Here is a 26,899-nt window from a genome sequence, read left to right as displayed (position 1 = left end):
TCAACATTCCCCATTTTAGCATATATTTTTAATTTCTTCCGTACTTGCGCTCAAATTCTAACAACTCGTATTCGTAGGAAATAGAGTAGCCGATAAACAAGCCATACATAATGAATAAGCAAAGGGTAGTCACAACCGTAATTCCTTCCATTTCAAGAAGCGGCTCCAATTCAGCGAATAGAGGGTTCGCAACGAAGAAAACGAGGATCCATAAAATGATCCCAAAGAAAAAACCCATCCACATTCCTTTTATACGGGCAAGAACGTACCGGTAAAAAAACGCAACAGCAACGGACAAAAGCGAAAATATACCGACAGCCGCCCATTGGCCAACCATTTGCTCCTCCCAATCGCCCAATGACCAAGCCATCCAAAAGAGCGAAGGCCCCACATCGGTAAAATTGAAAAAGTAAGCAGCATACCAAATGGAACCCCATAACAAGCCTCCGAAAAGACCGGTAATCAACACTTTTACGGCAAAGGGAATCCCTTTCGGTTCTTTACGGTTTTCCTTCATTCGATCACCTCATTCGTTAGTATGATCGCTCAGTGATCGAATCATGCCTACTAATTATTTTTGCGAAAAGATGGAGGTTGAAGGTTCTTTCATGTAAAATAGATAGCGACACTTCTGAATAGGCTGGTGAACGTCTTGAGTCAGCAAAACCAAAAGCCTGCATATGGCGGACAAGCAATCATCGAAGGCGTAATGTTTGCCGGCAAGCGAATGACCGTTTCCGCTATCCGCAGAAAAAATAATGCCATTGAATATTATGAAGAACGTAAGGTTAACCGTCCGGTCCTGCAAAAGCTTAAAAAAATTCCGTTTGTAAGAGGAACCGTTGCCTTGATTGAAGCTGCTTCCGTTGGCAATAAACACCTCAATTATTCCTCTGATCGCTTGGACGTCCACCCCGATGACGATGGAGAAATCGAATCGGCAGAAAAAAGTTCAACATTAGCCATGATCTTTGGAGTTGCCGCTGTAGGTGTATTTGCCTTTCTGTTCGGCAATATTCTATTTACCGCGATTCCCGTGTTTATTGCGGAATTGTTTTCCCCTATTTTTCCGGGCCACGTAGCTCAGAACTTGCTCGAAGGGTTTTTTAAGTTTCTCATTCTCGTCGGCTACATTTACTTGATCACATTTATGCCGCTGATCAAACGTGTGTTTCAATACCACGGGGCCGAACACAAAGTGATCAATGCCTATGAAGCGGGGAAACCGTTGACCATTGAAAACGTTCAGGAACATTCCCGGCTCCATTATCGCTGTGGCAGCAGTTTCATGCTTTTTACTGTTATCATCGGCGTGATGATCTATCTCCTCGTCCCTTTTGACAATGTGATTGAACGGGTCGTCCATCGCCTCCTGCTGATCCCCGTTGTATTGGGCGTTTCTTATGAGGTACTCCAGGGAACGAACAAATTGAGAAACATCCCTGTGCTAAAGTGGCTGGGCCTTCCGGGTTTATGGCTGCAGTTGCTTACGACCAAACAGCCAAAGGATGATCAAGTGGAAGTCTCCATCTCTTCGTTTGAAAAAATGCTGGAACGTGAAAAAGAACTGGAAGACGAGAAAAAGGTTGGCGGCCGTATCGTTTAATTATCACGGGAGGTGAGTGTATGGCGAATGCTGTCCGGCACCCGGTGATCATCGTGATTTTGGGATTAGCGGCGCTCGGTCTTATTTACCAACTCGCCAACAATCCGGGCGGTTTTTTCATCGGACTCGTCATTACCGCGTTGATCGCCGTCGGTCTCTATTTTTTATTAACACGCTTGGTATTGCCGAGACGAAGCGGCATGACCAGCAATTATCGCAAAGCGTTAAAACAGAGCAAGCAGCGGCAAAAGCAAAAAAAAGTCGCGAGAGGCAACCACCGCAAGAAAAGAAGGCACTTAAAAGTAATCAACGGCAATCGAAAAAAATAAGAAACGTGCGACTTTCCTCTCGCGCGTTGCTTTTTTATTATCCGCTCCAACTTTTTAAATACTTTTGTGTTTCTTCTCTCCCAAGCTGGACGAGCCGCTTTCGATCTTCTTTTGTGAGGGAAAAGGACGTTGTTTTTATACGATTCACGGGGATAAAAACAACGTTTTCTTGCTTATGTTTTTCCACGTAGCGGGCATCGCGGCCTTTTTGCATCGTCTCAAACACAGAGCTGTAAAGTTCCAGGGCGTTTCCGATCGTATTTTTCGTATCATTGGGCTCCGGGTTCAATTGAAAACCAAGGAGAGGGCGCTTCACCCGCTCTTCTCTCTGAAAAAGCCACATGGGAAAATTGCTTAAAATGCCGCCATCTACGATCATCGCCGCTTCCCCGTTTTTATCAAAAAGTTTTACCGGCTGGAAAAAATACGGCAAACTACAGCTCATGCGCACCGCTCGCGCAATGGGAAATGTCTCGGGGAGGATCCCATACACATGCAGATCATCGGGAATAACGAGCAACTGGCCCCTCGTTAAATCCGAAGCTACAATCCGCAACGATTTTTTCGGTAAATCGTTAAATGTGCGAATGCCTTTCGCCGCCAATTTTTCTCCAAGCCACTCTTCCAAGCGGTTGCCTTTATATAAACCCAGTCCCCAATAGACCCCCGCCCATTTTAACAACAACGGAAAATGTCGCGTCCAGGGAGTTGGGTCCAATAAGGTTTCCGGGTCCAATTCTTCCATAACATCATTTAATTCCTCGCTCGTGTACCCCGCCATAATCAAACTGGCAACTAGAGCCCCGGCGCTCGTACCGGCGACACGTTTGAATCTAAATTTGCGCTTTTCGAGTTCTTCCAAAGCACCGATAAAGGCGAATCCTTTCACTCCTCCGCCCGCAAATACACCGTCAATGAACACCGTTCCATCACCTGCCTCTACACATCTACCCTATGCAAGCGTTTGGCTTTTGCGAATTGTCCGATGAAAATCATCATGATTCGCTTGCGTGCCCCCATTTTTATGTGTGCTTTGCCGTAAGCATACTGTGTCTACCGTTCGTGCCTAGTTGCCCTAAAAAAGCTATGCCAAACCCCTCAGTCTGGCATAGCAAATTCCGACTTCCTTGTAGGCTATCATCACGTGATCCGAATGTTCCTATTGGGTTTAGGTTCCACTCGGGCGTTCACCTGCATATCTTAGAGAATATCCAAAGTAACAACAAGGGCGATTAATATTTGCAACAAGAGTTGGATGTTAAGCGCCACTTGCACGTCTGTAGAAGTCACGTTGACATCACGGGAGTTCTCAATAATAGTCTTTTGGGATGTTCTTTGCTTGATTTTCGATGTCTGCATAAGTTCTTGCGTGACGTCTTCAGCGTCATCGGAACCGGCGAGCGAGATACGGACCACCAATACAATCGCGGCTTGCAAAGCTGCTTGCAAATTGACAGCGGCTTGAACGTCCGTGGTTGTAACATTAACGTCACAAGAATCTTTTATCAGCATAAAATCTTCCGACACTTGCACTTCTTTATTCGTTTGGGTGGCTTCCTGTGTGATGCCTTCATCTTCTACGGGACACATAGGATGCTTTTCCCGATCATCGTACAATGCGCTCCATTTTTTCTCGTCCTGACACGGCTTCGGATCAAAGCAATTGCCCTGACAGTATTTTGGATCATAGCAACTGCCTTGACACTGTTGCGGACTATAGAAACTTCGGCTTCGATGTTGCCCTAAATGGATGGACATATGATTTTCCCTCCTTGTTAAAAGTCTACTATACGATATGACACTCAGCTGTCATTTGCGTGGACAGAACGCCATGATTCATTCGTTGATTTTTTTTCAAGGCCTTTGTTCATCGTTATGAATCGTTGTTTTCATCCGCTTCAGCATCTTCTTCATTCGATACTGTAGTCGTTTGGTTTTCTAGAAAATCGTTTACTTCTTCCTGGATATTTTCCACAACATCGCGAATACGCGATTTTTCCTCTTCCGTAATGTCGACGGATTCTTTTGTAACATTGCGTTTTGCCAGCACCCGTTCTACCATTACATTCATCAGCTTTTGCATATCCATACAGATCCCTCCCCATAATTCAGATTCTCTACAATATATGTCTTCGAACCTCGATCCGTTTGGGGAGATGAGGAGGGAGGCGGAAAATAGGCCTTTCGATTACGGCGCTCGGGCTCATCGACGATACAAAATTTCCAACGAGAAATTTCTTTCTATTACCCTACGTTTAAGATGCTATGTCTGATATAATGAAGAACGGTCTGCAGAACGTAACGAATGAAAAGCCACATTTTCCCCAGGAGGTTGTCATTGATACATAAACCACTCATGAAACGGATAGTAATCATCTTTGCACTCATCCTCGTTGGGCTGTTCGTCTATTTTAACCTGTCTTCCTTGATGCCGGTGTTGCTCGCGTTACTAACCGCGATGATTTTTGAACCATTGGTTCAATTTTTAATGAAAAAGGTAAACATTCACAAACGGCTTCTCTCCGTTTCCATTGTTTTTACCGCATTTCTGATCGTGAGCACATTTTTGATCTACATCATGTTAACCTACTTAATTGAAAGCTTGATTGATTGGTCCAGACAAATTCCGGCATACATAAATGAAATCGAGCTGTTTATAGATGAACGCATTCAAGCATTTGATCAATTCATTGCTGAATATCCCCAAGGACCACAAATTGTTCGTGCGGTGGATGAACTGGCCAACAATGCGATTAACACGGTCCTTAACTGGTCGACCAATTTTGTTGCCTATTTATACGAATTCATCATGTCCGTCCCGAACATGCTCATTGTCGGACTCGTCTATTTAATTACCTTGTTTTTATTCAGCCTTGATTTGCCGAGGCTTAAAGACAATTTCTACAATATGTTCAAAAGCGAAACCTCGGATAAACTACGTTATGTGTTTAAACGAATGGGAAAGGTTTTTCTCGGATGGTGGAAGGCTCAATTTATTATGAGCCTGGGGATTTTCATTCTTACGTATCTGAGTTTGCTCTACATCGCACCCGGACCTGCATTAATCATTTCCTTTCTCGTTTGGATCGTTGATATTATTCCCCTTTATGTGGGCCCTGCCTTGATATTGGTGCCATGGGGAATCGTTGCGATGATCATCGGGGACGTGACGATGGGGATCCAGTTAACGGTTTTGGCCATTATTTTGCTTGTCATTCGCCGGATTGTAGAGCCGAAGGTACTTGGCGATTCCATTGGTCTTCACGCGTTGCCAACCATTCTTTCCATGTATTTCGGATTTGTGTTTTTCGGAGTGATGGGTTTGATTCTTGGCCCATTCGTATATATGGCATTTAAATCAGCAAAAGAATCCGGACTGTTTGATTTAAAATTGGCAGATGAAGAAAAAAAGCGAGACCATCCGGATTAAGGGCGGCTCGCTTTTGCTTTTCGAATGTTGTTCGTTCATTCCGGGGTTTTATGATGTTCCTGCAATGCTTTCAATCGACGTTCATCCTCATGAAAATATTGAACGAGGTCCCCGATCCGATCAATCGCGTCCCAGCTGAGATGATGTTCGATGCCTTCAACATCACGGTAAATATAATTTTCGTCAACGCCGATTATATGTAAAAAATCTTCGAGCAATTCATGCCGATAAACCAACCGTTTACCGATTTTATTTCCTTTTGCGGTGAGTACCAATCCTCGATATTTTTCATAAACGAGATAGCCGCTTTTATCCAGTTTTTGAACCATTTTCGTAACTGAAGATGGATGAACCTCAAGCGTGTCCGCGATATCTGAAACACGAGCATATCCCTTTTCCTCGATTAGTTGATAAATACGCTCCAGATAATCTTCCATACTGGCCGTCGCCATTTAAGCCCCCCCAAATCTATCATTAGCTGTGATCTATACGCGCACTCTCTCCTATTGTACATAAATCGCTGATAGGCGACAACAAAGTGTTTTTAATCAAGGGTGTTCGCAAATCCTTCCGAAGCAATGTTATTATAAAAAGAAAACAACATTACTTCCTAACGTTGGGGAGAAAGGGATGGTACACATGGAGAAAGTCCTTTTTAATGGCAAAATGATGGACCGCGAGAAAGCGTCCTTTTCATTCGACGACCGTAGCATGTATTTTGGCGATGGGGTCTATGAAGTGATTCGTGTCTACAGTGGACACCCTTATCAATTGGAGATGCATTTGCAGCGACTGCAAAGAAGTGCTGATGAATTAGACATCCCTTACTCCATCAAAGAGCAGCAATCGTTAAAAGAAAGAGTAATTGAATTAATAGACACAAACGGACTTACCCATGACGGCTATGTCTATGTTCAATTGTCCCGTGGAGCCGCGGCTCGTGATCACCTTTATGAACGGCATATTGAACCGTTTATCTTTGCTTTCACAAAAGAGATGGAGATACCGTTAGACCAACAAGAACAAGGGATAGCGGTTTATCTGACCGAGGACATTCGCTGGTTGCGTTGTGATATCAAAACCGTAAACCTTCTCGGAAATGTGTTGGCCAAACGGCAAGCAGCTGACCATGACTGTTCGGAAGCGATTCAACACCGGGGCGACACGGTCACGGAAGGCTCTTCTTCCAACTTGTTCATCGTTAAAGACGGGCAGTTAATGACACCTCCTGCCGACAACTTGATCCTCAATGGCATTACTCGCCAAGTGGTCCTTGATTTGGCGGAGAGACAAGGGCTCCCTGTTTCGATTACCCCGTTTACTACCGCGGAATTGCTTGAAGCAGACGAAGCCTTCATTACGAGCACCATCAATGAAATTACGCCTATAAAGGAATGGCGGGGGACGAAGCACGGAAGGATAAAAATCGGTTCCGTCACCAAACAACTGCAAACCAAATTACGAGCAGACATTGAACGCACACGAACCGGCGAATGAAAAGCTGAGCCGGCTTGTCCCCAATCAAAACGAAGGTAGGACCCTTCACCCATCAGGGGAGTGAGAGGCCCCTATCGACGATACGTCCACTCCTCATTTTCATAGCGTGATTTTGCCAGCTCCTGCACCTCTTTTTCTTGGGCAGGGGTTAATGTGTAACGGGACAAGTTAATGTTCAACCCTCGTTCAAAGCCTTCCGTAAATGCCGTCCGTATGTCGTTAACATCCAATTTTTCATTTGTTAAGTCATTGATAGGGACGGCTTTGTCCGCAAACGCTTTTTGCATGCGTCTGCGCACGCGTTCACTTGGATACAAAAAGACATCAAAAAGCTGTTCCGCATCCAAGTCGATTAATAAGACGCCATGTTGCATAATCACGCCTTTCTGGCGCGTTTGGGCACTTCCGGAAATTTTCCGCCCTTCGACGACCATCTCATACCAGGAAGGCGCATCAAAACATACGGCGGACCGCGGTTGTTTAAGTTCCTCCCGTTCGTTTTCAGAAGAGGGAACTGAAAAATAAGCGTCCAAACCCAAAGCTTTAAACCCTTCCAAAAGTCCCGTCGAGATCACACGATAGGCTTCGGTCACCGTCGCAGGCATGTTGGGATGATCTTCGGAAACAATCACGCTATACGTCAATTCCTTATCGTGCAAAACGCCTCGCCCGCCTGTCGGACGCCTTACCAATCCCAATTCATGCCGTTCTACCGCTTCCAAGTCGATTTCTTTATGTATTTTTTGAAAATAGCCGATGGAAAGCGTTGCCGGGTTCCATTCATAAAAACGAATGATCGGCGGGATAAGTCCCTTGCTATGCCAATGTAAAAGCATTTCATCCAAAGCCATATTATAGGAAGGTGAACAAGCCCCGAAATCGATAAAGCCCCATGTTTCTTTTTCCATATTTGTATTCACGCCCTTCTGTTCACTTTCTTAGTTTATCAAATTCAGCCATAGATCAAAATGATAAGGATTTTTGTTTTGCGTCTCAGCTATAAGTTACTTATAATATGAAGGGGACTGAAAAGGGGGCGCAATGAAGATGGATTTTTATGATGTCTTAACAATCATTCTTTGGGGCGGACTAATTGCTTTCGCCGTTACGATGCTTATACGCCGCTTACGAACGCCTTCCTATCTCACGCCGCTGACCCAAGATGAATTTATCAAAGGGTACAGAAAAGCGCAATTGATCGATGTGCGTGAGCAGAAGGACTATGATGGCGGACACATATGGGGAGCACGGAACGTTCCCCTGTCACAACTTAAGCAACGATTGTCGGAAGTGCGTAAAGACCAACAAGTCTATCTTTATGACAATTCAGGCGCGAGAAGCCGCCAGGCCGCGCGCGTGATTAAGAAAAAAACCGGCAATGACAACCTTCATTATTTAAAAAGTGGATTTAAGAAATGGACAGGCAAAATAAAAAAAAGGAAAAAGTAGGAAACCCTCGCTGCTTGCGAAGGGTTTCCACCCTATATATTGGTTTACATAATATTTTTATCTTTTTCTTGTCGATCGATTTCTGCGTCCTCGTAGAATTCCGCGATCCGGTCCACGAGGTTAAGTGCTAATAGGCCGTTGCCTTCTGCTCGTGTAGAATAGCCGATCGGAACCGTCCGTCGAATTAATTGTGCATACATTTCCGCTTCTGACTTATCTCGCCCAAATGCATTTTCCGTTATATTGACCAGTAAGGCGAGACCTCCTGAAACGTGTGGGGCCGCCATTGAAGTTCCTGTTAACTTTGCGTACGCACCATCAATATACGTCGATAACACATTGACACCGGGAGCGACAAGATCGATTTCATCGTTTGTATTCGTAAATTCGGTGATTTCCTTGTCGACATTCACCGCGCCTACCGCTATCACTTCGTTATAGGCTGCGGGATACGCGAATTCATCAGTATGCTCCTCCCCATCACCTTGGTTACCGGCCGCGCATACAACGGAAACTTCCTGTTCTGTCGCATATTGGACCACCTGATGAAGGGCTTCAATATCTTGAGGGCCTCCGAGAGACATGGTAATAACACGAACGCATTCGTCATTTGGCCCTCGCCAATCGACCGCATAACGAATCGCTTCAATAATCCAGTCCATTTCGCCGCTTCCACCCCCGCTCAATGCCTTCACAGCTAGGATATCTGCTTGCGGAGCAGCTCCTACCACCCCCGTTCCTGTTTCTGAAGCAGCTATGGTACCTGCCACATGTGTCCCATGACCATTGTTGTCTGCAAAATTGGTTTCATCCCCATCGTAATCCGTCGTAAAATTTCTGCCGTCGATGATTCGATCTTGCAAATCCGGATGATCCGGTTGACAACCGGTATCAATCACCGCTATCACCTGTCTCGCTCCTTTCTCTGCTGCTTCCCAAAGGGCCGGAGCTTGTACCATATCAATTCCTCTCGGCACCTCAGAACACGTCATGACGACCTCTTCCCTTTTAAAAGGGATCAAGCGAGCCTTTCTCATTTTTTTTCCTCCTTCGGAAAAACGGGATTATTCTTCCATTTACCTTTTTTTAGGTTATTCAAACATAAATGATTTAAATTTTTGAAATTAGTGAAAAAGAATGAGTTGCAGAGTGGTCGAATTATCCGGTCACAAGCATGAGCGCTCCTTAGTTTGGCTGTAAACGGTCCCTATAAGCACTGCGTCTGGAGTTTTGGGGCATCACATCTCGTTTCTATTCCCTCTCGACGCAGTGACTGCTCCGTTTGGGGGTTACAAAGTGGAAGACGAACCTGATTTCGATTAATAAATTGTTGTACTTTGACTTTACCCCATTTGGCTGTATAAATGCCTTTTACGGACTTTTTTTGCTGTTCGACCTTGACCACTGGATTTGGCCGTATAGATGCTTTTTTCAGACAATGTTGCCGGGCCTCCGATGCCTTTATACGGCTGATGGAGGGCAACGACCCGACGAACAATACCATTTCCAGATGTGACACATACTTCAGCCGTCCTGCACTAGATGAGTACCGAAAATTTTTCTTTATGTAAGGATGGATGGAAAGTTCTATCCCCAATAAAAAACAGCCCACCATAGAATGATGGGCCGTTTCTAATTATTGCTCCTGATACGTCAATACCGGTTTTCTCGCTGCCTTTGTTTCGTCGAGACGTGAAATAACCGTTTCATAAGGCGCTTCCAGTACGAGATTCGGATCTTCTTCTGCTTCTTTGGCAATCGTGATCATGGCATCCGCAAATTCGTCGAGGGTTTCTTTTGCTTCGGTTTCGGTCGGTTCGATCATCATACACTCTTCCACATTGAGCGGAAAATAAATCGTTGGCGGATGAATTCCGTAATCGAGCAGCCGCTTGGCGATATCGAGGGCGCGTACCCCTAGTTTCTTTTGCCGTTTCGCGGATAACACAAATTCGTGCTTGCAATATTGCGGGTAAGGAATATCGTAATAACGTTCCAACCGTTTTCTTAAATAGTTGGCGTTCAAAACAGCATCTTCGGACACTTGGTGCAGTCCTTCCGGTCCCATGGAACGGATATACGCATAGGCGCGTACATTAATGCCGTAATTGCCATAGAACGGTTTGATGCGCCCGATCGACGACGGCCGGTCATAATCCCATTTATATTGTCCGTCTTCTTTCACGAGCAATGGCCGAGGCAAAAATGGAACGAGTTCCGCTTTCACACCGACGGGGCCGCTTCCCGGTCCCCCACCTCCATGCGGTCCGGTAAACGTTTTGTGCAAATTCAGGTGAATAACGTCAAATCCCATGTCTCCCGCTGTTGCTTTTCCTAAAATCGCGTTGGAATTGGCGCCGTCATAGTAAAGCTTGCCGCCTGCACTGTGAACGATTTCAGCCATTTCCACAATGTCTTCTTCGAAGAGCCCAAGTGTATTCGGATTGGTAAGCATTAACGCCGCCGTATCCTCACCGGTCACTTCTCGCAAATGGTCCATATCCACGAGTCCTCGTTCATCCGTCTTCACCGTCACCGGATCAAAGCCGGCCACGCTTGCCGAAGCCGGATTTGTGCCGTGGGCGGAATCCGGGACGATCACTTTCGTACGGTTATAATCCCCGTTCGATTCATGGAAGGAACGGATAATCATCAGCCCGCTCCATTCTCCGTGGGCGCCGGCTGCCGATTGTAACGTCACTTCTTTCATGCCGGTGATTGCAGCGAGCGATTCCTGCAACTCGTGCATTAATTGCAGCGCCCCTTGCACTTGAGATTCCGGTTGATAAGGATGAAGATGGGCAAGACCCGGCATGCGGGCGATCACTTCATTGATTTTCGGATTGTATTTCATCGTGCAGGACCCGAGCGGATAAAAGCCGGAATCAACGCCGAAATTTCGTTTTGATAACGCCGTGTAATGGCGCACCAGCTGCAGCTCTGACACTTCCGGAAGCTCAGGTTCCTTTGTTCGCACATAATCATCCGGCCATAAATCTTCGACATCGACCTCCGGCACATCATTTTCCGGTAACGATGCTCCGCGGCGGCCTTCTCTGCTTAATTCAAAGATGAGCGCTTGATCTTTCTTTTTCATAAGGGATGTCCACTTCCTTTCTATTATAAAAAGCATCGGTTACGCATCAAAAACGCTTATTTAGCAACATTTAACGCTTCTACAAATCGATCGATTTCCGCCTTCGTGCGCAGTTCCGTGACACAAACGAGCATGTGATGATCTTGCTCGCCATTAAAACGGCCCAAATCCAATCCACCGATCATCCCCTCGGCGAATAACGACTGATTCGCATCTGTTGCCGAAGCACCAACATCAACGACAAACTCGTTGAAATGCGGACCGTCATACACGAGACGAAAACCTGCATCCTGCAAAGACGTTTTTGCGTAATGGGCCTTTTGCACATTTTGCAACGCCATGTCTTTGATGCCTCGCTTCCCGAATGCAGACATGGCTACCGACGAAGCGAGCGCGTTTAATGCTTGGTTGGAACAGATATTGGAGGTGGCTTTATCCCGTCGGATATGCTGCTCACGGGCCTGGAGCGTCATCACATAGCCACGTTGCCCTTCTTCATCAACAGTTTCGCCGACAAGTCTCCCCGGCACTTTTCTCATAAAGGTTTTTTTCGTGGCAAAATAACCACAGTGAGGGCCGCCGTACTGACCCATAATCCCAAACGGCTGGGTATCGCCAACGACGATGTCCGCGCCGAATTCACCGGGTGGCGTGAGAACGCCGAGTGCGAGCGGATTGCTTTTTACGATAAGCAATGCACCCACAGCATCTGCTGCTTCCCGAAGGGCTTTCAGATCTTCGATCGTTCCGTAAAAGTTCGGATACTGCACAAGAACACCGGCAACATCCTCATTCAGCATATCTTTTAACGCTTTAACATCTGTTTTTCCGGCATTGCTTGGGATTGTGTTCAAAGAAAGTTTCGGACCGTTTACAAATGTTTGCACCACGTCTCTTGCTTCCGGGTGCACGGTTTCAGAGATCAAGATGGTCTGCTTTTTCATTCGCTTCTGTGTGGCGGCCATCAGCGCGCCTTCAGCAAGCGCCGTGTGGCCATCGTACATCGATGAATTTGCCATTTCCATGCCGGTAAGGGTTGCAATCATGCTTTGAAATTCGAATATGGCTTGCAACTCTCCTTGCGAAACTTCAGGTTGATACGGCGTATAGGCCGTGTAAAATTCGGATCGCGAAAGGACCGCATCCACCGTCGACGGGATGTGATGGTCATACACACCGGCACCGAGAAAAGAAGGGTAGTCTTTTACCGCCTCGTTTTTGGCTGCCAGCGATTGGAAATATTCGACGAGTGCTTCCTCAGACAAAGCCTCGCGTATGTTTAATTTTGAACGGGAACGAACGCTTTCCGGTAGATCGGAAAATAATTCAGAAACATCGCTCGCCCCAACAGTCTCCAACATTTCCCAGCGGTCATTTTCTGTCATCGGTAAATAGCGATGGTTTTGTTTCATCATGAATCCCTCCAAATGTCTTTTATCCTGCTGTAAACATCCCGGGGTTTACCCCCCGGGATAAAACGGCGTTGGTACAACTTTTGCCTTTAGTTTCCGTTTGCGTACGCCCACGATGATTTCGGTATCAAGGGAAGCATCATCCGCCTTCACAATCGCGAGGCCGAGGTTTTTCCCGAGGGTCGGGGATTGCGTACCTGAAGTCACATGCCCGATTTCATTGTCGTTGGCATCAAAAATCGGGTAATTCGTGCGCGGGATGCCTCTGTCCAGCATTTCAATGCCAACGATCTTACGAGTCGGTCCCTGTTCCTTTTCTGCGGCCAAAGCCTCCTTACCGATAAAATCGGCGTCTTTTTTTACTTTCACCGCAAAGCCGAGGTTTGCTTCCAAAGGGCTGATCGTCTCCGTAAGTTCCTGGCCATACAACGGCAAGCGAGCCTCAAAACGCAGCGTATCCCTGGCACCTAACCCGCAAGGCTTAATTCGAGCGCTTTCTCCGGCGGCAAGCAATGCATCCCAAATGGCACCGGCATCCGCCGTACGACAATAGATTTCAAATCCGTCTTCCCCTGTGTAGCCGCTTCGGGACACGATTGCACTTCGGCCATCAACCGCCACATCTGCTTGAAAACGGAAAACGCCGATCGCCCCCACGTCGTCATCGGTTAACGGCTGCAAGACGTCAAGTGCTTTTGGCCCTTGCAATGCAAGCAGCGCGTAATCATCGGAGACGTCACTGACCGTCGTCCCCGCTTTGGCGTGTTGTTTGAGCCAAGCAATATTTTTCTCGCGATTGGCGGCGTTGGGGATCACCATGTATTGTTCGGGAGCCAGTTGATAGACGAGAAAGTCATCCACCGTTCCGCCTTTTTCATTGCACATTAATGAATATTGGGCTTTCCCCACTTCCAATTTGGACGCATCGTTGGTCAATATGGTTTGTAACGTATCGAGTGCAGATGCTCCTTCAATCAATGCCTCGCCCATATGGGACACATCAAAAAGGCCAACCGCGTCCCTCACCGCGCGATGTTCCGCTTTGATGGAATCATATTGGACAGGCATTTCAAACCCTCCGAAAGGCACCATCTTCGCTCCCAGCTCAACATGCTTGTCATAAAGAATGGTACGCTGCGTTTCTGCCACGCCCATCCCCCCCTTTATTTTTATATTAAAAAAGACAGAACTCTCCAACGTTTATCGTTGAAAAGCTCTGTCGGTCTACCAGAAAGTTTCTTTTTTGCCTTTCTCGGCAAAAATTGTCTTCGTTGGTGGCCGCGAGGGCGCTCTCCAGAGTCGCGTCAAACAGAAGTACATGTGCCTGAGAGATTCACCATGCCGGTTTGCTCCTTCGGCGCCGTTTTGTTCGACAAAACGGTCTCTCCCTCTGCTATCATCCGCTTATACAAATGTATAAAATTGTTCAACATTCACACACTAACGTAGTTAGGAATGGTGTTCCTGTGTTGCATACAGTGTAGCATGCCACTTATCCATTGCCAATCTTTTTGACACACTTTTTAATAAAAATAAAGGTTAAAGGGAGTTATTATGTACATAGACATTCATTTTTCCGCCGATTGGGAGGACAAGTTTGAGCAGGCGTTGGAACATGAAGGCCCTTGGTCATCATGGGAAATGTATCGACTCGCTTATGAAGCAGAAACGCAGAAAGCGGTCCCTTCTTTCGACGGGCTCGTCGCCCCCACGCATTTGCCGGAACTTTCCCTGTACGATCATCAGCGGGAAACAGCCAGACGAGTCGTTGAAGATATGAATGGCAAAGCGATTCTCGCGGACGAAGTAGGACTCGGGAAGACGATTGAGGCCGGTCTTGTTTTAAAGGAATACATGATACGAGGGCTCGTCAAAAAGGCGCTTATCCTCTCCCCGGCTTCCCTTGTGAATCAATGGACGCAAGAGCTGAATGAAAAATTTTACATTCCCGCCGTGCCTCAAAAGAAAACGTACGTATGGGATCAATGCGATGTCGTCGTCGCGTCAATGGACACCGCCAAACATTCTCCTCACCGGGAAATCGTACTCGAACAACCTTATGACATGATCATTATTGATGAAGCGCATAAGTTGAAAAATGCCAATACGAAAAACTATGCATTCATCAAGGCTCTAAAAAAACGTTTCTGTTTATTGTGTACCGCCACCCCTGTCCAAAATCGCATCGAGGAACTTTTTCACCTCGTTTCGATTTTGAAACCCGGACATCTCGGCGATGAAAAAAGCTTTAAATCCAGGTATAAACACGACGCTAAAGCAACTGAAAACATTCAGAAACTCGTGCAAAATGTCATGGTTAGAAATCGCCGTGATAATACGAACGTGACATGGACAAAACGCCATGTTGAAAATGTCAACGTGGAAATGTCGAAAGAAGAACGCGCCATGTATGATGCTGTGTGCGACTTAAAACAAACGGTGCAAGACCTTCACGGTTTTTCGCTAACAACTTTACAAAGGGAAGCTTGCTCCAGTAAAGAGGCCTTGGGTGTGACGATTTCAAACATGATGAAAAACGGGATGTTAAGCGAGGCTCAAGCGACACCGGTCGTCGAGGCCATGCATGAGATCCAAACAAATGCAAAAGCAGAGCAAGTATTGAAGCAATTACAGGCCTCTTCGGAAAAAACGATTATTTTTACGGAATACCGTGCAACCCAACTCTACTTGCAGTGGTTTCTCGCCCAACATAAGATAAGATCAGTACCATTCAGAGGCGGCTTTAAACGCAGCAAAAAAGACTGGATGCGCATGCTGTTTCGCGACCACGTACCGGTCATGATTGCCACCGAAGCCGGCGGCGAAGGGCTAAACTTGCAATTTTGCCATCATATGATCAATTATGACCTTCCGTGGAACCCAATGCGCGTGGAACAACGCATCGGAAGAATTCACCGCCTCGGCCAAGAGAATGATGTGCATGTTACGAACTACGCGATTGACAATACGGTGGAAGCACGCATCCTCAACCTCCTTTATGAAAAAATCAATCTGTTTGAAGGGGTCATCGGACGTTTGGATGACGTTCTGGAACGCTATTCCGGACAGGAATTGGAAAACTACGTAGAAAATGCGTTGGATTCGGAAACGGAAAGCGAGGCACGGCTCAAGCTTCATCATTTAACCGAACTCATGAATCAGGAGGGAGACCATCATGGAACAGGCAGAAGTTCATAACTACCTTCGCCGTTTTTTTCAAGCCGGCGGAGCGGAACTGCTGCAAAGCACCCCGCCTAAATTGGAAGTTCAACTCAATAAAACACTCGATCTCGAGCTCATGAACCGCCCTTTTTACTGGCATTACTTAGAAAAAACAGGAGGGGAACCGAAACCACTAACATTGAACTTGTCTACAGCTGTACGAGATGATATACCTTCCGCAGAAAAAGTGCATTTCGGCTCTCCTCGTCTTCATCAAATATTTTCTTTTGCCGCTGATAAAGGCGCTGTCACACGACTTTACGAAAACCATCATGAAAAAAGCCAAACGCCGCTATATCCTTGGCTCGGGTTAAACGTGCGCATTTCCTACACTTGCCACCGCAGGCGCGACATGATCCGCAGCTTTGGCATTCAATTAATTAGCGGAGAAACGATTGACCATTTCATGAAACGACTTGGGCCACTGCCGCTCGTTTCCGCAATCCCTGATTATACGTTTACGATGGCCCATTTGATTCAACCGATGAGCGCGGTCCAAAGGATCAAAAAATACCTTCTCAATGATATTCGCAATCAAACACATGCTTGGGCAAATGAAGCCACCAATCGAATGGACGACGACTTGGCCTTGCTTGACCGCTTTTATGAAGCAGCCGATAAAGAAAGCGATGATGCATATAGGCTGGAAAAAGAAGCCATCCGACAACAATACCAACCGGCAATCGAGCTCACATTTATTAACGGCGGTATCTTTTATTTGCGAAAGGATACCTACTAGAGGTTGCAAGTGAGAGGTTGGAGGTGAGAAAAAACTTAACTTCTCCGTTTAACCTCTAACCTCTAACCCTCCAGAAAAAAACACCCGTCATGACGACGAGTGTTCACTTACATTTCCGGTGCTCCGCTTACAAACAAAGTCATTATCCCAAAAAAACCAAAGATAAGAATGCTGATTACTGAAAACCCAACCCCTAAAAAGTTCCTTCGCTTTAACTCACGGACAAAAGCAAAAACCGAAAGAATTGCCACTGTCGTAGTGATTGATCCTAATGCCATATCCATTCTCTCCTTTTCGCATGATTCAATTCTTATACATTCGTTCTTATTTTCTTATAATGAGTTTTTTCGTTTTCTTGATTTTCATGTACAATGGTTTATAGATTCAAGAAGGAGTTGACAATCATATGAATTGGAAGCAAGCCCCTTTGGGACCTGTACAAACCAACGCCTATGTTCTTTACAACCAAGAAGGCGAAGCGGTTATCTTTGATCCGGGCGGAGATGGCGAAGCTTTTGAAACTGCCTTGAAAAAAGAAAACATAAAACCACTGGCCATTCTGTTAACCCATGCACATTTTGATCATATCGGCGCCGTTGACCATATCCGCGACGCGTTTAACATCCCTGTTTACATTCACCAAAGGGAAGCCCACTGGCTGCAAGATCCCTCGAAGAATCTTTCGGTCAATATGACTTCCGAAGGGATAACCGCCCGGCCTGCCGAGCATGTCATCGAGGGGGAACGAAGCATAACCGTAGGCCCTTTTGCTTTTCGGATCGTTGAAACCCCGGGGCATTCACCGGGAAGTGTTTCGTATTATCACGAACCTACCGGCACGGTGTTCTCCGGCGACGTCCTTTTTCAAAGCGGCATTGGACGCACCGATCTCCCCGGTGCCGATGAATCCACCCTTTTAAATAGCATCCATCAAAAACTTTTGGAACTCCCGGAAGATACCACCGTCGCTTGCGGACACGGACCGGTTACAACGATTACTGCGGAAATGGACGGCAACCCGTTCCTTAGTGGTTTATAGGGAGAAGGCGGTGAAAGCAGCCGCCTTTTATTTGTTTTAGCCAAGGCTTGGCTCCAAGAGAAAAATCGTATAGTAAGAGAAGCCAACCATAAATAAAGTTAAGTAAGCACCGAATATGTATAAATACGTGCGTTCGGAAAGCCCCATAAAACCAAGCCCCAAGAATGCTGCCGTATTAGCAAAGAACAACAAAGATACTTCATACATTTCTCCCACAAAAAATAAGACGGCAAAGATCCCTGTCCAAAAAGCCATCACACGGTACATGCGACTCATCTTTTTTTCCTCCTCCACTTCTCGTCATGTTACTGTCCTTATTATATATGAGTCATGGCTCAATTGTAAATTACTTTCTCCGGTTTCACATGACAATCCGACAAATTTTTGTCACCTTGATCTGCGCATACTGATTTTTATCGCGGTGGGGATGGCACCGAATACAGTAAACATCCGCGATTTACGTTTTTTCTTTAGCTTCCTTCGTTGTTTTCGACTCATCTCTTTTGGCGTTGCAAAATGGTCAAGCCTGCGTAAAAAGGATTCAACGAGGTATTTAAAATAAGGGTTTGGATTCATGCGTCAAGTGGTTCTCCTTCCATTCCTTTTGCTATATAGCTTCTCCGTTTTTTCCTTTTTTTATCCGAGCGTGAATGGCGAGAATTTGTAAAGCGCTGACCTTGATCAGCGCCGTCCTTTATTTAATCACTGTATTCCTCCTCTTTTTCATTTTCAGGATCGGTTTTTTTTACGTAGTAGTAATGTTGTACATTCCCGCCCCCAACGACTTCCGCGTTCAATGTCACCACTTCATAATCACTTCCGTTTACCGGAGACATCCGATAATAAACGGTTCCCTCTTCGAACTCCCATAAGCCATTGTTCGACGTACGATCATCTTTATAGGCCTCCCACCATTGCTCTTCCCCTTTTTCCAACAATAGATTTGCGACCATAAACATTCTCTGGGCTTCCAAACCACCCCGTTCGAACGTGAGCAGCACGGCCTGGTGACCGACCATGCCGGCTAGTACGAGGCAGAGTACGAGAACAAACGGCATTATCGCTCCCTTTTGATCCAAATGTCTTCCTCCTCGGGCGCTCGTGTCGGACGCAACCGTTTCTCATATTGCTTACCGTTCGCAGCAACGGTGATCATCACCCCGTCCGATACAAGTTGGGCATGAAAACCATCGATATTTTGCAAAACCGAATGGCCGCCCGTACGCCCACTTCTGATCAAATTGCTTCCACTTTTTCTAAAACTACGTTCGACACCGTCGATATCCGTGATAATCAGCCTGTTTTGTTCGACTGCAAAGTCACGCGCATATTTCGCTTCTTTTGAGATTTCTTGAAACCAAGTTTGGATTTCTTGATCATCGCGGGAGAGCTCTGAACTCGGGGGATTGGCTGTTTGTAAAAGAATGGGGACAACCGCAACCACAGCGAAGAACATAAACATAGCAATGACCATCTCCAAAAGTGTAAAACCACGGTCATTCACAGCGGAAATTCAAGGCATATGTCCTTGTCCCTCCTCGCCGGCCCTTGCCAATAAATACATATCGCTGTGTTTTCATTACGCACAACATATGACGTACCGGCAACCGTAACGGTTTCACTATCGCTGTCTTCAAGCTCGTAGCCCACTCGCTCAAGAATGCGATAAGCGTTGCGCTCTGCTTGCACTTCCGCTCGTTCCGTGTACACAATCGATAATAAAGGAACGATCCCGGCCGCCGCCACGGATAAAAGCAACAGAGCCGTTGTTACTTCCATTAATGTAAATCCTCCGTCAGTTGTTTGTGTCGACTTTTTCAACGTAAAACCTCCCCGAACCAACGAGAAACATAGCACGATAAAATTGATCGCTGCTTCGTATTGTGATTTCACCGGCATCGTCCGTATTCCCGCTCGGTCGAAAGCGAATCGTTCCCGGGGATATCGACCTGTATTGAAAATACACATTCTCCGGAAACGACACTCGCTTCACGGTTTCTCCATCCACAACAACCTGATACCTGCCCGGATTATTCTGAATATCGAGCCGGGCATTAACAGTCTTCCCCATCGCCTGTTGCTGGGCATAATGAAGGTCTTGCTCAAATTCGGAAACAAACATCTCCATTTCCCGCCCGTCGTTCTGATCGACAAAAGAAAAGGTGGGGATGGCCAAACAGATCGAGAAAAGGAGCAAGACAACGACGAGCTCCATAAGCGTGTGGCCTTGTTCGTTTTTATTCTCCAAGTTTGACTTCATCCCCATCAAACACCAACGATGTCCCGTCCGGACATGTAACACTATCAACATAATCTCCCTCTAAATCACTTATGTCACTCGGATAATTTCCTTCTGCCACTTTGTAACTCCCGACTTGCGCTTGTACCAGATCAATCGTCGCTTCACATCCTTTACTCTGTGCGACGTCACTGTTTTGCACCATATTCGGGATCGCGACCAACAGCAATATCGAGATAATGAGCAGCACGATCATCATTTCAATCAAGGTAAAGCCCTCATCCTTTATTTTCACCGTTGTTCTCCTCCTTTGCGGTTGTATACGAGGGTGACCAGCTTTTTTGTATCATCATGTTGTTGGTATTCCAAGCAATTGATGCATTTTTCCAAATAAATCATCCTGGCTTCCATCTTTTCACATTTTCGTTCCAAGCGTTGGATTCGCCGAAGGAGATTACGTTCGTTGACATTCATTTTTTACACTCCTTTTCATCCATCCAATGAGGAAATTAATTGAAAAATCGGCACGAATATGGACAGAAACAGCAATAACATAAACCCGCCGATAGCAAGGAACAAAACCGGCTGAATCATCACCGTCGTTTTTTTCGTGCGCTCGTTAAGCTCTTCCCAAAGCATCTCGCTGTAATGGACGAGATCTTCGGCCAACTGGCCTGCTGCTTGTCCATGACGAATGACATCGGCGAATTCTTTTTGATAGTAAGGCACGCTTTCAATGGCCGCGTGTAAACGTTTGCCTTCATTTAATTCTGCTTGTAATCGTTCACCTTCGACTTGTAAAAATGGCATTTGCGTCTGTTGGATAAAGACTTGCAATGCATCATGCGCACTCAGCCCGCCTTTTAAAAGTTGGCTCATCTGCAGGCTCACCGTGTACGTGATATACAAGTTGAGCCAAGGCTTGGCGCTAGGAATGTTCCGAATTCTCTCCAATTGTTGAAAAGGACTAAGCTTTTTAAAACGCCGTTGGTAATAAACATAGAAAACAAACGCCGCGATGATCAGTACGGCGAAAACGTACGGCATGCCCCGGAAAACGGCAAAGGCAAACGTCGTGATCGGCGGGTAATCGATGTCCATCGTCATGAATAATTCTTCAAATTGGGGAAAAACAAACAACGTCATAAAGAGGAAAAGCGTGGCGATAATCCAGATAAGAAGAATCGGGTAGCGTGCGAGGGTGCGCGCCTTGTCCTTAAAGTGTTCTCTTTGCTGGAGCATGCGACCCGCGTAGTAAAATCCTTGGGAAAGCATGCCGTAACGTTCGGAAAAGTACAGATAAGCACGAATGTCGGAGGGGATGTTTAAAAGCTTTAAAGCCTCTGCCCATGGCCGCCCATCTTGCAACATGGCAACCCATGAGGAAACCGTATCTCTCGCTTCCGGAGGCTCTCCATACATCATCAGTTTCGCTCCGTGATTTAACGTGTACCCTCTTTGTAACAAGCGTCCTACGTTCAGGAAAAAACGAGCTTTATTGATCGCTTTCCATTTATCTTTCCGTTTAAACATGGCTGAGACGCCCCGCTTTCTTTGGTAAATAACCGAGCGCGATCCCTTCCAACCGTTGATTTTCCAAGCCGTCATCATAGGAAAGCGGAATGTTTTGGACACAATCATCGAGTAATGATTGCAACGGTTCATTCGCCAAAAAACCAAAGATCGCCTTCCGTTGTTCCCGCTCATCATGCACAAGACGCTGGGCAACGACCGCGGCTATACTTTCATATAAATAATTTGCCGGCACACCAAACTCCAATAATCGTACAAGCGCACCACTCGTGTTACGTGTGTGTAGGGTTGTTAGCACAAGACGACCGGTCATCGCCGCGCGTACTGCTATCTTTGCCGTTTGTTCATCTCTGATTTCACCGATCATTAACACATCCGGATCGTGGCGCAGTGCTGCTTTTAATGCATCGGTGTAATAGAGGCCGGCTTGTTCATTCACTTGCATTTGCGTGAAGGCTTTCCGTGGTTTTTCAATTGGATCTTCCACGGAAATGACATGGCGATGCGTCTGTTTGGTAATTTCCTGAAGGAGGGCATACAAAGTCGTGGTTTTTCCCGAACCTGTAGGGCCTGTAAAAATAATCAACCCATGCTCGCGTTCAGCCAACGCGTGTAGGTCCCGTGCAGTCGTTTTCAAAAGCGGGAGTTGTGCCAATGCAAGGTCTTCATCGGCAGGAAGGAGTCGAGCGACGAGGCGCTCCCCTTCTCCGATCGGTATCATTGACAATCGTACGGATAAACGTCCAATCTGCTGCATCGTCATGGAACCGTTTTGGGGAAGTCGTCGTTCACCAATATCCATCCCGGATTGAAATTTCAGGTGCGCCACCATTTTATCCGCATCCGCACGAGGAATACGGCGGATTTCCTTTAGATCGCCTTCCGTCCGGAACAGAATTGAGGTATGGGAGGGATAGGGATGGAAATGAATATCGGTGGCGTGACTTTCGTAGGCAAAGCGGAAGAGTTTTGTACATTCTCCTTGCGTGATCGTCAATCGATCACCTCCCTAATTTCGTCAAGGGGGCTCTCTCACACTAACACTATTCGACACAAAAAAATTTTTCCCTTCTTTTTTCACGAAAAAAGTATAAACTTTTTTTTGCTGCCCATAATACTGTGTGTAGACTGGGATGTAGCCAAGCGGTAAGGCAATGGACTTTGACTCCATGATGCGTAGGTTCGAATCCTGCCATCCCAACCAATTTACTGTCATAGAGAGATTTTTTTGAGTGGACACTTTTTGCAGTTCGTGTCCTACGTACAGGATTGTTCATTCACGTCCACTCAAATTTTTTTAACGATCCTGACCCCGTTTTTGCGAAAGTTTCGTGACCCTTTCCGTTCTAATTCGACAATTTACGGGAGGTTAGGCGCATGGCAAAAGCGATACCAAAGTAAAGAACAATTTAAAAAAGCCGAACGCTACGACACGCTCGACGTTTAAAAAGATAAAACGAAAGCCCGGCGCTTGCTTGCGTCGGGCGCTTTTTGTTATTGTTCCAGGTCAATTTCCGTTTCAATGCTTTCGCCAACGTCTTCCCAGTCTTGATCGTGCGGTGCGTCGAATCGCAATTCTACGCTTTCCACTTCGTCAGCCGTTGAGTTTTCGAGCATATAAATGGAAGTGCCGCTTTTCTCAACTTGCCCCAAAAACTCACCCTCAATATGGTCGCTTGCCATCATTTCCGGCTCCAACTGCTCGCCAGTGTCCGTAATCATGGTTGCTTGCGATGCGTAGAATGTAACATCGTCCTCGCTTGTGTTCTCGACCGTCATGTCAAGCTGGATATACTCGGATTCTTCGCCGAACATTTCGACGGCCATTTCATCATCGAACGTTGCCGAAGCCCCGTTCACCTTCTCAATGTCTAGCGTGATCGGACCGGATTCTATTGTATCAATGTCGTCGTTAAGGCTTACAAGCGTTGTTTCGCCGGCATCGTTCGTAACCGTTTCGCCTACTTCGTTGCCGCCTTCCGTTATATCCCCGTCGCCCTCGCTTGTGTCGGCGTTCGCGGATTCACTTTCGCTTGCGTCATCATCGGTGCTGGTTTCTTCTTCTTCTGCTTCTGCTTCGCCCTCGTCCGCTTCGGCGCTTGCTTGCTCGCCGCTTTCTTCGGTAGCTTCGGCATCGCCGCCGTTATCACCGTTGCTTTCGCTCTCGCTCTCACCGCCGCCACCACACGCGGCTAATACCAGCATCGACCCCAAACCAATCGCAACTATATACTTCTTCACATTAATGACCTCCCCAAGTTAAATTACGCAACTATAGTATTATGTTTAAGGTAAATTTTCAACTATAACATATTGCGCACGGTCCAAAATTCTTTTTTAAACGGATTCCATACCGCCATTTCAGCTTATGACCCCTCAGTTGTCGCACTTCGCGTCCGGTTGCGTCACCACGAAGGGTCTTTCTTTCCGCCAGGATGTCTCGATTGTTTATCAATCCATATTAAGTATTTCAATCAAATTTTCGACCTTTTCGTCATCAACCGGGTCAATGGATACTTGTTTGGTATCTTCGATAATTTCTTTGTAAAAGTCTTCACCCGCGGGGTATTCGCCGTCCCAACGCAGAGGAACATTGTACTCATTAATCGTTCCATCCCCATTACTGCTATAAGTCACGGATCCATCTACTAAGCGAGAACCCGCTAACTGAACAACAGCTTCCGGATAATTGGCACACGTTTCATCGTCCGGATTAAGTGGCTCACCGCCTGGAAAATGTTCAACATTCAATTCGCTTATATCTTGATTCTCTCCAAGCTGTAACCAAATTCGGGCATATTCAATTTCTTCAGAAGAATATTCGGATAGTGCTTCACTTTCTTCGCTTTCAGATTGATCATTTGTATCTTTGCTTTCTCTTTCTATTGTTAATAGAATCTTCCTAATTTCACAAGAGTTCATTCCCCAAAATGCCCCTTTTCCACAAGATCGGACTTTGGTTAAAAATTTCTAGAATAAATTTCTGCACACATGGAGCACACGTTCAAGATCATGCTTATGTAATACACCTAAATGACGTTTCAATTCAGATCCATGCACAGACATAATTTTTGAAGTATGAGCTACAGATGGCTTTATCAATCCGGATTCTTTCCAATACTCCAAAGCAACATCAAATTGATTTCTGGGCTGCTGGCTAGTAACTGGGGCAATGATGACATCCACATCTATTGCCAATTCATTTCCGACAATAAAACAAAAGTGCTGCTTAGTTTCGCGAGTTCCTTTAAAAAGGACTTCTGCCAACCAAACCTCACCCTGTTTCGCCTTACTGCTCATTGTAAATGTCATCCTCCTCATTATCCCACCAAGCATAATTTTCACTTAGTAAAATAACATCTTTAGACATATATTTCTCTTTAATTTTATCGAGGACCTTTTGTCTTTCTTGCTCACTCAACATGTCAATTTCCTTGATAATTTTATCTGGAATAGACATACGACACACCTCCATTAAGCTGTATTCTCATTATATCTTATATTCGAGTCAACCTAAAGTGTTCAAAGAGCCACATACGGGAGAAATACTCCCGCATTTCCGGCGTTTGAACTGCACCAGTCGCATCTACGTCTCTTTGTGCTAAAAAAATCTATCCTAATGCAAATATGGCCAACCAAAAAGCATTTACGATCCACCATGCAATCCAAGCAAATTTCATCCAACATACCCCCTTTAGCGCCATACTATTCCGCAAATACACTCGTTTGCGTAACAAATAAATAAACAGTCTTAAAGCTTATCATAAACCTAATATTTGATGTACAATTACCGCTGCAATGATAAAGAACCCTAATTCAAAAAATGTCCTAAGCACCTGTTCACGGGTTATTTTTTTCTCTTCAGAGTCACGTATTCTAATGCTTAAATAACCCAAATAACCAAATATGACTATCCCAATGAAGAAAAGTAAATTTCCTTCTAAGAAATCATCTAGAATATCAGGATTAATAAAGCCAATAGCGAGAAAAACAATACAGAAAGGAATCACTAATACCCTGATTATTCTCAATATATTCACTATCTACACCTCGAAACAATCGGACATCTATCTATTTACATTTTCAATAAAAACTTATCATATCTCTTAAATGTCAATTTTTTATCCTCTGTTTTCCTTCTATACGCACCTAGAAATCCTAAAAACATCAATGTGACACTTCCCACAAAAAATAGAAGGTTACCCTCTCCCAAATCATTAAGTATCTCGGGGGTAACAAATACCAAGGTGATAAATACACCGAGATATATGCCTCCTAATATCATCATGATATCCCAAAATTTGTTCAACCTAAGCACCTCAGACTCCTCAAAAAGTTACTGCTGATGTTCAACAATCTGGCCTGATCGTATTCTGATATAACTTTTTATTCCATTAAAGCGCCCTATTCTGGAAGATTCTACATCGTTAAACACCATCAACTAAACCTTTAGATTTGTGCTGGTAATAATAATAAGCAGAACAAATAGCACCAGCAAGAATATATAAAACTATAGGAATAAAAAATATTGCCTATATATATCACTCTCACTTGGCGCTATAAATAAAAGTACGAATAGCGAAAATAAGAGTGTGGCCGACATTACTTTTTCGATTTTTAATTTTATTACGTTTTGGTCACCATCAATAAAATTTATTTTCTTCATAAATGAAGCATAAGTAAACAATGAGATCATAGCTAAGATCGTTCCAATAGCAATAAAGACCGTAAATGCAGTATCACTCGAAGATAACAGGTTATCAAATGGTTCTAACAATTGATCGCCTCCCTTTAGTACGGGTTCCATAACATATCTCTCACGCGATCTTCAACAAACCGGCCCGATTGAAGCATAACCGTTCTTCCGTTAATGCGCCTCATTAGCGGAAGAAAAACATGTAAATACTCAATTTAGACTAACTGCTGTTTTTCATCTGTAAATTCATATTGAAATGGAAGAATCAAAAACCAATAAGCTGCAAAATACAGCAAACCAATGACCAGATATAAAGCAAAAGACATATTGATCATAAACATCACTGTAACCCAATAAAAAAGAATCAAAGGTACAAAAGCAAATCCTTGCAGCCATTTTGAGTGAGATGTCACATACTGTTTTTCACTACATACCGGACATGTTTTTCTTCCCTCAATAACTAACAAAAGTTCAGCCCATTTGTACTTATATTGACACGACCAACAAACAGGAAGCTTCAATACCCTGCCTCCTTTCTTATTCCGGATTTTGGCCCTATGCTGTTACTATTTTATTCCATTAAAGCGCTTCTTTAATAGAAGATCGAGTTA

The 26,899-nt window shown here is 45.3% G+C and carries 36 protein-coding genes, 1 tRNA gene and 1 riboswitch; of the genes, 9 read left to right on the top strand and 28 right to left on the bottom strand.

The window, feature by feature from the left end; translation table 11 throughout:
• Positions 1-28: 28 nt before the first annotated feature.
• On the bottom strand, positions 29-517 hold the full coding sequence (locus tag DT065_RS01255) for a YqhR family membrane protein (protein WP_114370164.1): 489 nt from the start codon (positions 515-517) through the stop codon (positions 29-31).
• A gap of 135 nt (positions 518-652) precedes the next feature.
• Here DT065_RS01255 and DT065_RS01250 point away from each other — a divergent pair, with 135 nt between their 5' ends.
• Positions 653-1,606, top strand: coding sequence for a DUF1385 domain-containing protein (locus DT065_RS01250; protein WP_227002686.1), 954 nt, complete (start codon positions 653-655; stop codon positions 1,604-1,606).
• A 20-nt stretch (positions 1,607-1,626) separates the two neighbouring features.
• Positions 1,627-1,935, top strand: coding sequence for an SA1362 family protein (locus DT065_RS01245; RefSeq protein ID WP_114370162.1), 309 nt, complete (start codon positions 1,627-1,629; stop codon positions 1,933-1,935).
• A gap of 37 nt (positions 1,936-1,972) precedes the next feature.
• On the opposite strand, the gene DT065_RS01240 is transcribed toward DT065_RS01245, so the two are convergent.
• The 3 genes from DT065_RS01240 to DT065_RS01230 form a co-directional block, all read right to left on the bottom strand.
• Entirely contained in the window at positions 1,973-2,857 is an 885-nt protein-coding gene (locus DT065_RS01240) for a patatin-like phospholipase family protein (RefSeq protein ID WP_114370160.1), read from the bottom strand.
• A gap of 278 nt (positions 2,858-3,135) precedes the next feature.
• Positions 3,136-3,693 carry a spore coat protein gene (locus tag DT065_RS01235; RefSeq protein ID WP_114370159.1) on the bottom strand — a complete coding sequence of 186 codons (558 nt, stop codon included), beginning with the start codon at positions 3,691-3,693 and terminating at the stop codon, positions 3,136-3,138.
• A gap of 115 nt (positions 3,694-3,808) precedes the next feature.
• Positions 3,809-4,024 (bottom strand): hypothetical protein, encoded by a 216-nt coding sequence (locus DT065_RS01230; protein ID WP_114370157.1) that lies wholly within the window; start codon positions 4,022-4,024, stop codon positions 3,809-3,811.
• Between the two features lie 249 nt (positions 4,025-4,273).
• On the opposite strand from DT065_RS01230, the gene ytvI reads away from it, so the two are divergent.
• Complete coding sequence (gene ytvI, locus DT065_RS01225; RefSeq protein WP_227002685.1) at positions 4,274-5,365, top strand: sporulation integral membrane protein YtvI; 1,092 nt, start codon at positions 4,274-4,276, stop codon at positions 5,363-5,365.
• 35 nt (positions 5,366-5,400) lie between these two features.
• On the opposite strand, the gene mntR is transcribed toward ytvI, so the two are convergent.
• Positions 5,401-5,817 carry a transcriptional regulator MntR gene (mntR, locus tag DT065_RS01220; RefSeq protein ID WP_114370155.1) on the bottom strand — a complete coding sequence of 139 codons (417 nt, stop codon included), beginning with the start codon at positions 5,815-5,817 and terminating at the stop codon, positions 5,401-5,403.
• Between the two features lie 187 nt (positions 5,818-6,004).
• On the opposite strand from mntR, the gene dat reads away from it, so the two are divergent.
• Positions 6,005-6,862, top strand: coding sequence for a D-amino-acid transaminase (gene dat / locus DT065_RS01215; RefSeq protein WP_114375963.1), 858 nt, complete (start codon positions 6,005-6,007; stop codon positions 6,860-6,862).
• Positions 6,863-6,933: 71 nt separating this feature from the next.
• Here the strand turns inward: dat and lipM are convergent, their stop codons facing one another.
• A complete protein-coding gene (gene lipM, locus DT065_RS01210) occupies positions 6,934-7,770 on the bottom strand; it encodes an octanoyltransferase LipM (protein WP_114370154.1) in 837 nt (278 codons plus the stop codon).
• Between the two features lie 139 nt (positions 7,771-7,909).
• On the opposite strand from lipM, the gene DT065_RS01205 reads away from it, so the two are divergent.
• Complete coding sequence (locus DT065_RS01205; RefSeq protein WP_114370153.1) at positions 7,910-8,311, top strand: rhodanese-like domain-containing protein; 402 nt, start codon at positions 7,910-7,912, stop codon at positions 8,309-8,311.
• A gap of 44 nt (positions 8,312-8,355) precedes the next feature.
• Here the strand turns inward: DT065_RS01205 and DT065_RS01200 are convergent, their stop codons facing one another.
• The 4 genes from DT065_RS01200 to gcvT all read right to left on the bottom strand — a co-directional run bounded on the left by DT065_RS01200 (position 8,356) and on the right by gcvT (position 13,969).
• Positions 8,356-9,348, bottom strand: coding sequence for a S8 family peptidase (locus DT065_RS01200; protein ID WP_114370151.1), 993 nt, complete (start codon positions 9,346-9,348; stop codon positions 8,356-8,358).
• Between the two features lie 599 nt (positions 9,349-9,947).
• On the bottom strand, positions 9,948-11,408 hold the full coding sequence (gene gcvPB / locus DT065_RS01190; protein ID WP_114370147.1) for an aminomethyl-transferring glycine dehydrogenase subunit GcvPB: 1,461 nt from the start codon (positions 11,406-11,408) through the stop codon (positions 9,948-9,950).
• Between the two features lie 56 nt (positions 11,409-11,464).
• The gene (gene gcvPA, locus DT065_RS01185) at positions 11,465-12,820 is read right to left on the bottom strand and encodes an aminomethyl-transferring glycine dehydrogenase subunit GcvPA (RefSeq protein ID WP_114370145.1); all 1,356 of its coding nucleotides are present in this window, start codon (positions 12,818-12,820) and stop codon (positions 11,465-11,467) included.
• A 48-nt stretch (positions 12,821-12,868) separates the two neighbouring features.
• Positions 12,869-13,969: a glycine cleavage system aminomethyltransferase GcvT gene (gene gcvT, locus DT065_RS01180; RefSeq protein ID WP_227002684.1), complete on the bottom strand. Its 1,101-nt coding sequence runs from the start codon at positions 13,967-13,969 to the stop codon at positions 12,869-12,871.
• A 153-nt stretch (positions 13,970-14,122) separates the two neighbouring features.
• Positions 14,123-14,220, bottom strand: a riboswitch (glycine riboswitch).
• 154 nt (positions 14,221-14,374) lie between these two features.
• Between gcvT and DT065_RS01175 the strand changes: the two genes are divergently transcribed.
• Both DT065_RS01175 and DT065_RS01170 read left to right on the top strand, forming a co-directional pair.
• Complete coding sequence (locus DT065_RS01175; RefSeq protein WP_114370142.1) at positions 14,375-16,018, top strand: DEAD/DEAH box helicase; 1,644 nt, start codon at positions 14,375-14,377, stop codon at positions 16,016-16,018.
• Positions 15,996-16,781 (top strand): YqhG family protein, encoded by a 786-nt coding sequence (locus tag DT065_RS01170; protein ID WP_114370140.1) that lies wholly within the window; start codon positions 15,996-15,998, stop codon positions 16,779-16,781. The genes DT065_RS01175 and DT065_RS01170 overlap by 23 nt, the downstream gene beginning before the upstream one ends.
• Before the next feature lie 107 nt (positions 16,782-16,888).
• On the opposite strand, the gene DT065_RS01165 is transcribed toward DT065_RS01170, so the two are convergent.
• Positions 16,889-17,059, bottom strand: a complete 171-nt coding sequence (locus tag DT065_RS01165; RefSeq protein WP_114370139.1) for a DUF2759 domain-containing protein — start codon at positions 17,057-17,059, stop codon at positions 16,889-16,891.
• 128 nt (positions 17,060-17,187) lie between these two features.
• Between DT065_RS01165 and DT065_RS01160 the strand changes: the two genes are divergently transcribed.
• Entirely contained in the window at positions 17,188-17,820 is a 633-nt protein-coding gene (locus tag DT065_RS01160) for an MBL fold metallo-hydrolase (protein ID WP_114370137.1), read from the top strand.
• 36 nt (positions 17,821-17,856) lie between these two features.
• On the opposite strand, the gene DT065_RS01155 is transcribed toward DT065_RS01160, so the two are convergent.
• The 10 genes from DT065_RS01155 to comGA form a co-directional block, all read right to left on the bottom strand.
• Positions 17,857-18,096 carry a DUF2626 family protein gene (locus DT065_RS01155; protein ID WP_114370136.1) on the bottom strand — a complete coding sequence of 80 codons (240 nt, stop codon included), beginning with the start codon at positions 18,094-18,096 and terminating at the stop codon, positions 17,857-17,859.
• A 111-nt stretch (positions 18,097-18,207) separates the two neighbouring features.
• Entirely contained in the window at positions 18,208-18,396 is a 189-nt protein-coding gene (locus DT065_RS19785; protein ID WP_114370134.1) for a YqzE family protein, read from the bottom strand.
• Positions 18,397-18,518: 122 nt separating this feature from the next.
• Positions 18,519-18,899 carry a hypothetical protein gene (locus DT065_RS01145; protein WP_114370132.1) on the bottom strand — a complete coding sequence of 127 codons (381 nt, stop codon included), beginning with the start codon at positions 18,897-18,899 and terminating at the stop codon, positions 18,519-18,521.
• Positions 18,878-19,324, bottom strand: a complete 447-nt coding sequence (locus DT065_RS01140) for a prepilin-type N-terminal cleavage/methylation domain-containing protein (protein WP_160112348.1) — start codon at positions 19,322-19,324, stop codon at positions 18,878-18,880. The genes DT065_RS01145 and DT065_RS01140 overlap by 22 nt, the downstream gene beginning before the upstream one ends.
• Positions 19,321-19,641, bottom strand: coding sequence for a prepilin-type N-terminal cleavage/methylation domain-containing protein (locus DT065_RS01135; protein ID WP_160112347.1), 321 nt, complete (start codon positions 19,639-19,641; stop codon positions 19,321-19,323). Before DT065_RS01135 ends, DT065_RS01140 begins: the two co-directional genes overlap by 4 nt.
• Positions 19,616-20,068 carry a competence type IV pilus minor pilin ComGD gene (gene comGD / locus DT065_RS01130; protein ID WP_160112346.1) on the bottom strand — a complete coding sequence of 151 codons (453 nt, stop codon included), beginning with the start codon at positions 20,066-20,068 and terminating at the stop codon, positions 19,616-19,618. The genes DT065_RS01135 and comGD overlap by 26 nt, the downstream gene beginning before the upstream one ends.
• Positions 20,058-20,354: a competence type IV pilus major pilin ComGC gene (gene comGC, locus DT065_RS01125; RefSeq protein ID WP_114370126.1), complete on the bottom strand. Its 297-nt coding sequence runs from the start codon at positions 20,352-20,354 to the stop codon at positions 20,058-20,060. The genes comGD and comGC overlap by 11 nt, the downstream gene beginning before the upstream one ends.
• Positions 20,351-20,533 (bottom strand): hypothetical protein, encoded by a 183-nt coding sequence (locus DT065_RS01120; protein ID WP_114370124.1) that lies wholly within the window; start codon positions 20,531-20,533, stop codon positions 20,351-20,353. Before DT065_RS01120 ends, comGC begins: the two co-directional genes overlap by 4 nt.
• A gap of 15 nt (positions 20,534-20,548) precedes the next feature.
• Entirely contained in the window at positions 20,549-21,592 is a 1,044-nt protein-coding gene (comGB, locus tag DT065_RS01115) for a competence type IV pilus assembly protein ComGB (RefSeq protein ID WP_160112345.1), read from the bottom strand.
• Positions 21,585-22,589, bottom strand: a complete 1,005-nt coding sequence (gene comGA, locus DT065_RS01110) for a competence type IV pilus ATPase ComGA (protein WP_114370120.1) — start codon at positions 22,587-22,589, stop codon at positions 21,585-21,587. The genes comGB and comGA overlap by 8 nt, the downstream gene beginning before the upstream one ends.
• A gap of 132 nt (positions 22,590-22,721) precedes the next feature.
• On the opposite strand from comGA, the gene DT065_RS01105 reads away from it, so the two are divergent.
• Positions 22,722-22,796: transfer RNA gene (locus DT065_RS01105), tRNA-Gln, on the top strand.
• A 290-nt stretch (positions 22,797-23,086) separates the two neighbouring features.
• Here DT065_RS01105 and DT065_RS01100 read toward each other — a convergent pair.
• The 7 genes from DT065_RS01100 to DT065_RS01065 all read right to left on the bottom strand — a co-directional run bounded on the left by DT065_RS01100 (position 23,087) and on the right by DT065_RS01065 (position 26,809).
• Positions 23,087-23,833 (bottom strand): hypothetical protein, encoded by a 747-nt coding sequence (locus DT065_RS01100; RefSeq protein ID WP_114370118.1) that lies wholly within the window; start codon positions 23,831-23,833, stop codon positions 23,087-23,089.
• 210 nt (positions 23,834-24,043) lie between these two features.
• Positions 24,044-24,514, bottom strand: coding sequence for a YdeJ family lipoprotein (locus tag DT065_RS01095; protein ID WP_193550793.1), 471 nt, complete (start codon positions 24,512-24,514; stop codon positions 24,044-24,046).
• Positions 24,515-24,562: 48 nt separating this feature from the next.
• Positions 24,563-24,892, bottom strand: a complete 330-nt coding sequence (locus tag DT065_RS01090) for a type II toxin-antitoxin system PemK/MazF family toxin (protein WP_114370116.1) — start codon at positions 24,890-24,892, stop codon at positions 24,563-24,565.
• The gene (locus tag DT065_RS18690; protein ID WP_160112344.1) at positions 24,882-25,052 is read right to left on the bottom strand and encodes a hypothetical protein; all 171 of its coding nucleotides are present in this window, start codon (positions 25,050-25,052) and stop codon (positions 24,882-24,884) included. Before DT065_RS18690 ends, DT065_RS01090 begins: the two co-directional genes overlap by 11 nt.
• A gap of 301 nt (positions 25,053-25,353) precedes the next feature.
• Positions 25,354-25,632, bottom strand: coding sequence for a hypothetical protein (locus DT065_RS01080; protein WP_114370114.1), 279 nt, complete (start codon positions 25,630-25,632; stop codon positions 25,354-25,356).
• A gap of 470 nt (positions 25,633-26,102) precedes the next feature.
• Complete coding sequence (locus DT065_RS01070; RefSeq protein ID WP_114370111.1) at positions 26,103-26,369, bottom strand: hypothetical protein; 267 nt, start codon at positions 26,367-26,369, stop codon at positions 26,103-26,105.
• Between the two features lie 134 nt (positions 26,370-26,503).
• The gene (locus DT065_RS01065) at positions 26,504-26,809 is read right to left on the bottom strand and encodes a TIGR04104 family putative zinc finger protein (protein WP_160112343.1); all 306 of its coding nucleotides are present in this window, start codon (positions 26,807-26,809) and stop codon (positions 26,504-26,506) included.
• Positions 26,810-26,899: the final 90 nt, after the last annotated feature.

The sequence above is a fragment of the Salicibibacter kimchii genome, from assembly GCF_003336365.1.
Taxonomy (GTDB): Bacteria; Bacillota; Bacilli; order Bacillales; family Marinococcaceae; genus Salicibibacter; species Salicibibacter kimchii.
Note: the sequence above shows the minus strand (reverse complement) of the source record. Positions and strands in the feature narration are given on the sequence as shown.

Bases quoted from the DNA above. Each gene is read 5' to 3' on its own strand.
- DT065_RS01255 (WP_114370164.1), bottom strand. From the start codon at position 517: ATGAAGGAAAACCGTAAAGAACCGAAAGGGATTCCCTTTGCCGTAAAA.
- DT065_RS01245 (WP_114370162.1), top strand. From the start codon at position 1,627: ATGGCGAATGCTGTCCGGCACCCGGTGATCATCGTGATTTTGGGATTA.
- DT065_RS01235 (WP_114370159.1), bottom strand. From the start codon at position 3,693: ATGTCCATCCATTTAGGGCAACATCGAAGCCGAAGTTTCTATAGTCCG.
- DT065_RS01230 (WP_114370157.1), bottom strand. From the start codon at position 4,024: ATGGATATGCAAAAGCTGATGAATGTAATGGTAGAACGGGTGCTGGCA.
- mntR (WP_114370155.1), bottom strand. From the start codon at position 5,817: ATGGCGACGGCCAGTATGGAAGATTATCTGGAGCGTATTTATCAACTA.
- dat (WP_114375963.1), top strand. From the start codon at position 6,005: ATGGAGAAAGTCCTTTTTAATGGCAAAATGATGGACCGCGAGAAAGCG.
- lipM (WP_114370154.1), bottom strand. From the start codon at position 7,770: ATGGAAAAAGAAACATGGGGCTTTATCGATTTCGGGGCTTGTTCACCT.
- DT065_RS01205 (WP_114370153.1), top strand. From the start codon at position 7,910: ATGGATTTTTATGATGTCTTAACAATCATTCTTTGGGGCGGACTAATT.
- DT065_RS01200 (WP_114370151.1), bottom strand. From the start codon at position 9,348: ATGAGAAAGGCTCGCTTGATCCCTTTTAAAAGGGAAGAGGTCGTCATG.
- gcvPB (WP_114370147.1), bottom strand. From the start codon at position 11,408: ATGAAAAAGAAAGATCAAGCGCTCATCTTTGAATTAAGCAGAGAAGGC.
- gcvPA (WP_114370145.1), bottom strand. From the start codon at position 12,820: ATGAAACAAAACCATCGCTATTTACCGATGACAGAAAATGACCGCTGG.
- DT065_RS01175 (WP_114370142.1), top strand. From the start codon at position 14,375: ATGTACATAGACATTCATTTTTCCGCCGATTGGGAGGACAAGTTTGAG.
- DT065_RS01170 (WP_114370140.1), top strand. From the start codon at position 15,996: ATGGAACAGGCAGAAGTTCATAACTACCTTCGCCGTTTTTTTCAAGCC.
- DT065_RS01165 (WP_114370139.1), bottom strand. From the start codon at position 17,059: ATGGCATTAGGATCAATCACTACGACAGTGGCAATTCTTTCGGTTTTT.
- DT065_RS01160 (WP_114370137.1), top strand. From the start codon at position 17,188: ATGAATTGGAAGCAAGCCCCTTTGGGACCTGTACAAACCAACGCCTAT.
- DT065_RS01155 (WP_114370136.1), bottom strand. From the start codon at position 18,096: ATGAGTCGCATGTACCGTGTGATGGCTTTTTGGACAGGGATCTTTGCC.
- DT065_RS19785 (WP_114370134.1), bottom strand. From the start codon at position 18,396: ATGAATCCAAACCCTTATTTTAAATACCTCGTTGAATCCTTTTTACGC.
- DT065_RS01120 (WP_114370124.1), bottom strand. From the start codon at position 20,533: ATGAATGTCAACGAACGTAATCTCCTTCGGCGAATCCAACGCTTGGAA.
- comGB (WP_160112345.1), bottom strand. From the start codon at position 21,592: ATGTTTAAACGGAAAGATAAATGGAAAGCGATCAATAAAGCTCGTTTT.
- DT065_RS01095 (WP_193550793.1), bottom strand. From the start codon at position 24,514: ATGAACTCTTGTGAAATTAGGAAGATTCTATTAACAATAGAAAGAGAA.
- DT065_RS01090 (WP_114370116.1), bottom strand. From the start codon at position 24,892: ATGAGCAGTAAGGCGAAACAGGGTGAGGTTTGGTTGGCAGAAGTCCTT.
- DT065_RS18690 (WP_160112344.1), bottom strand. From the start codon at position 25,052: ATGTCTATTCCAGATAAAATTATCAAGGAAATTGACATGTTGAGTGAG.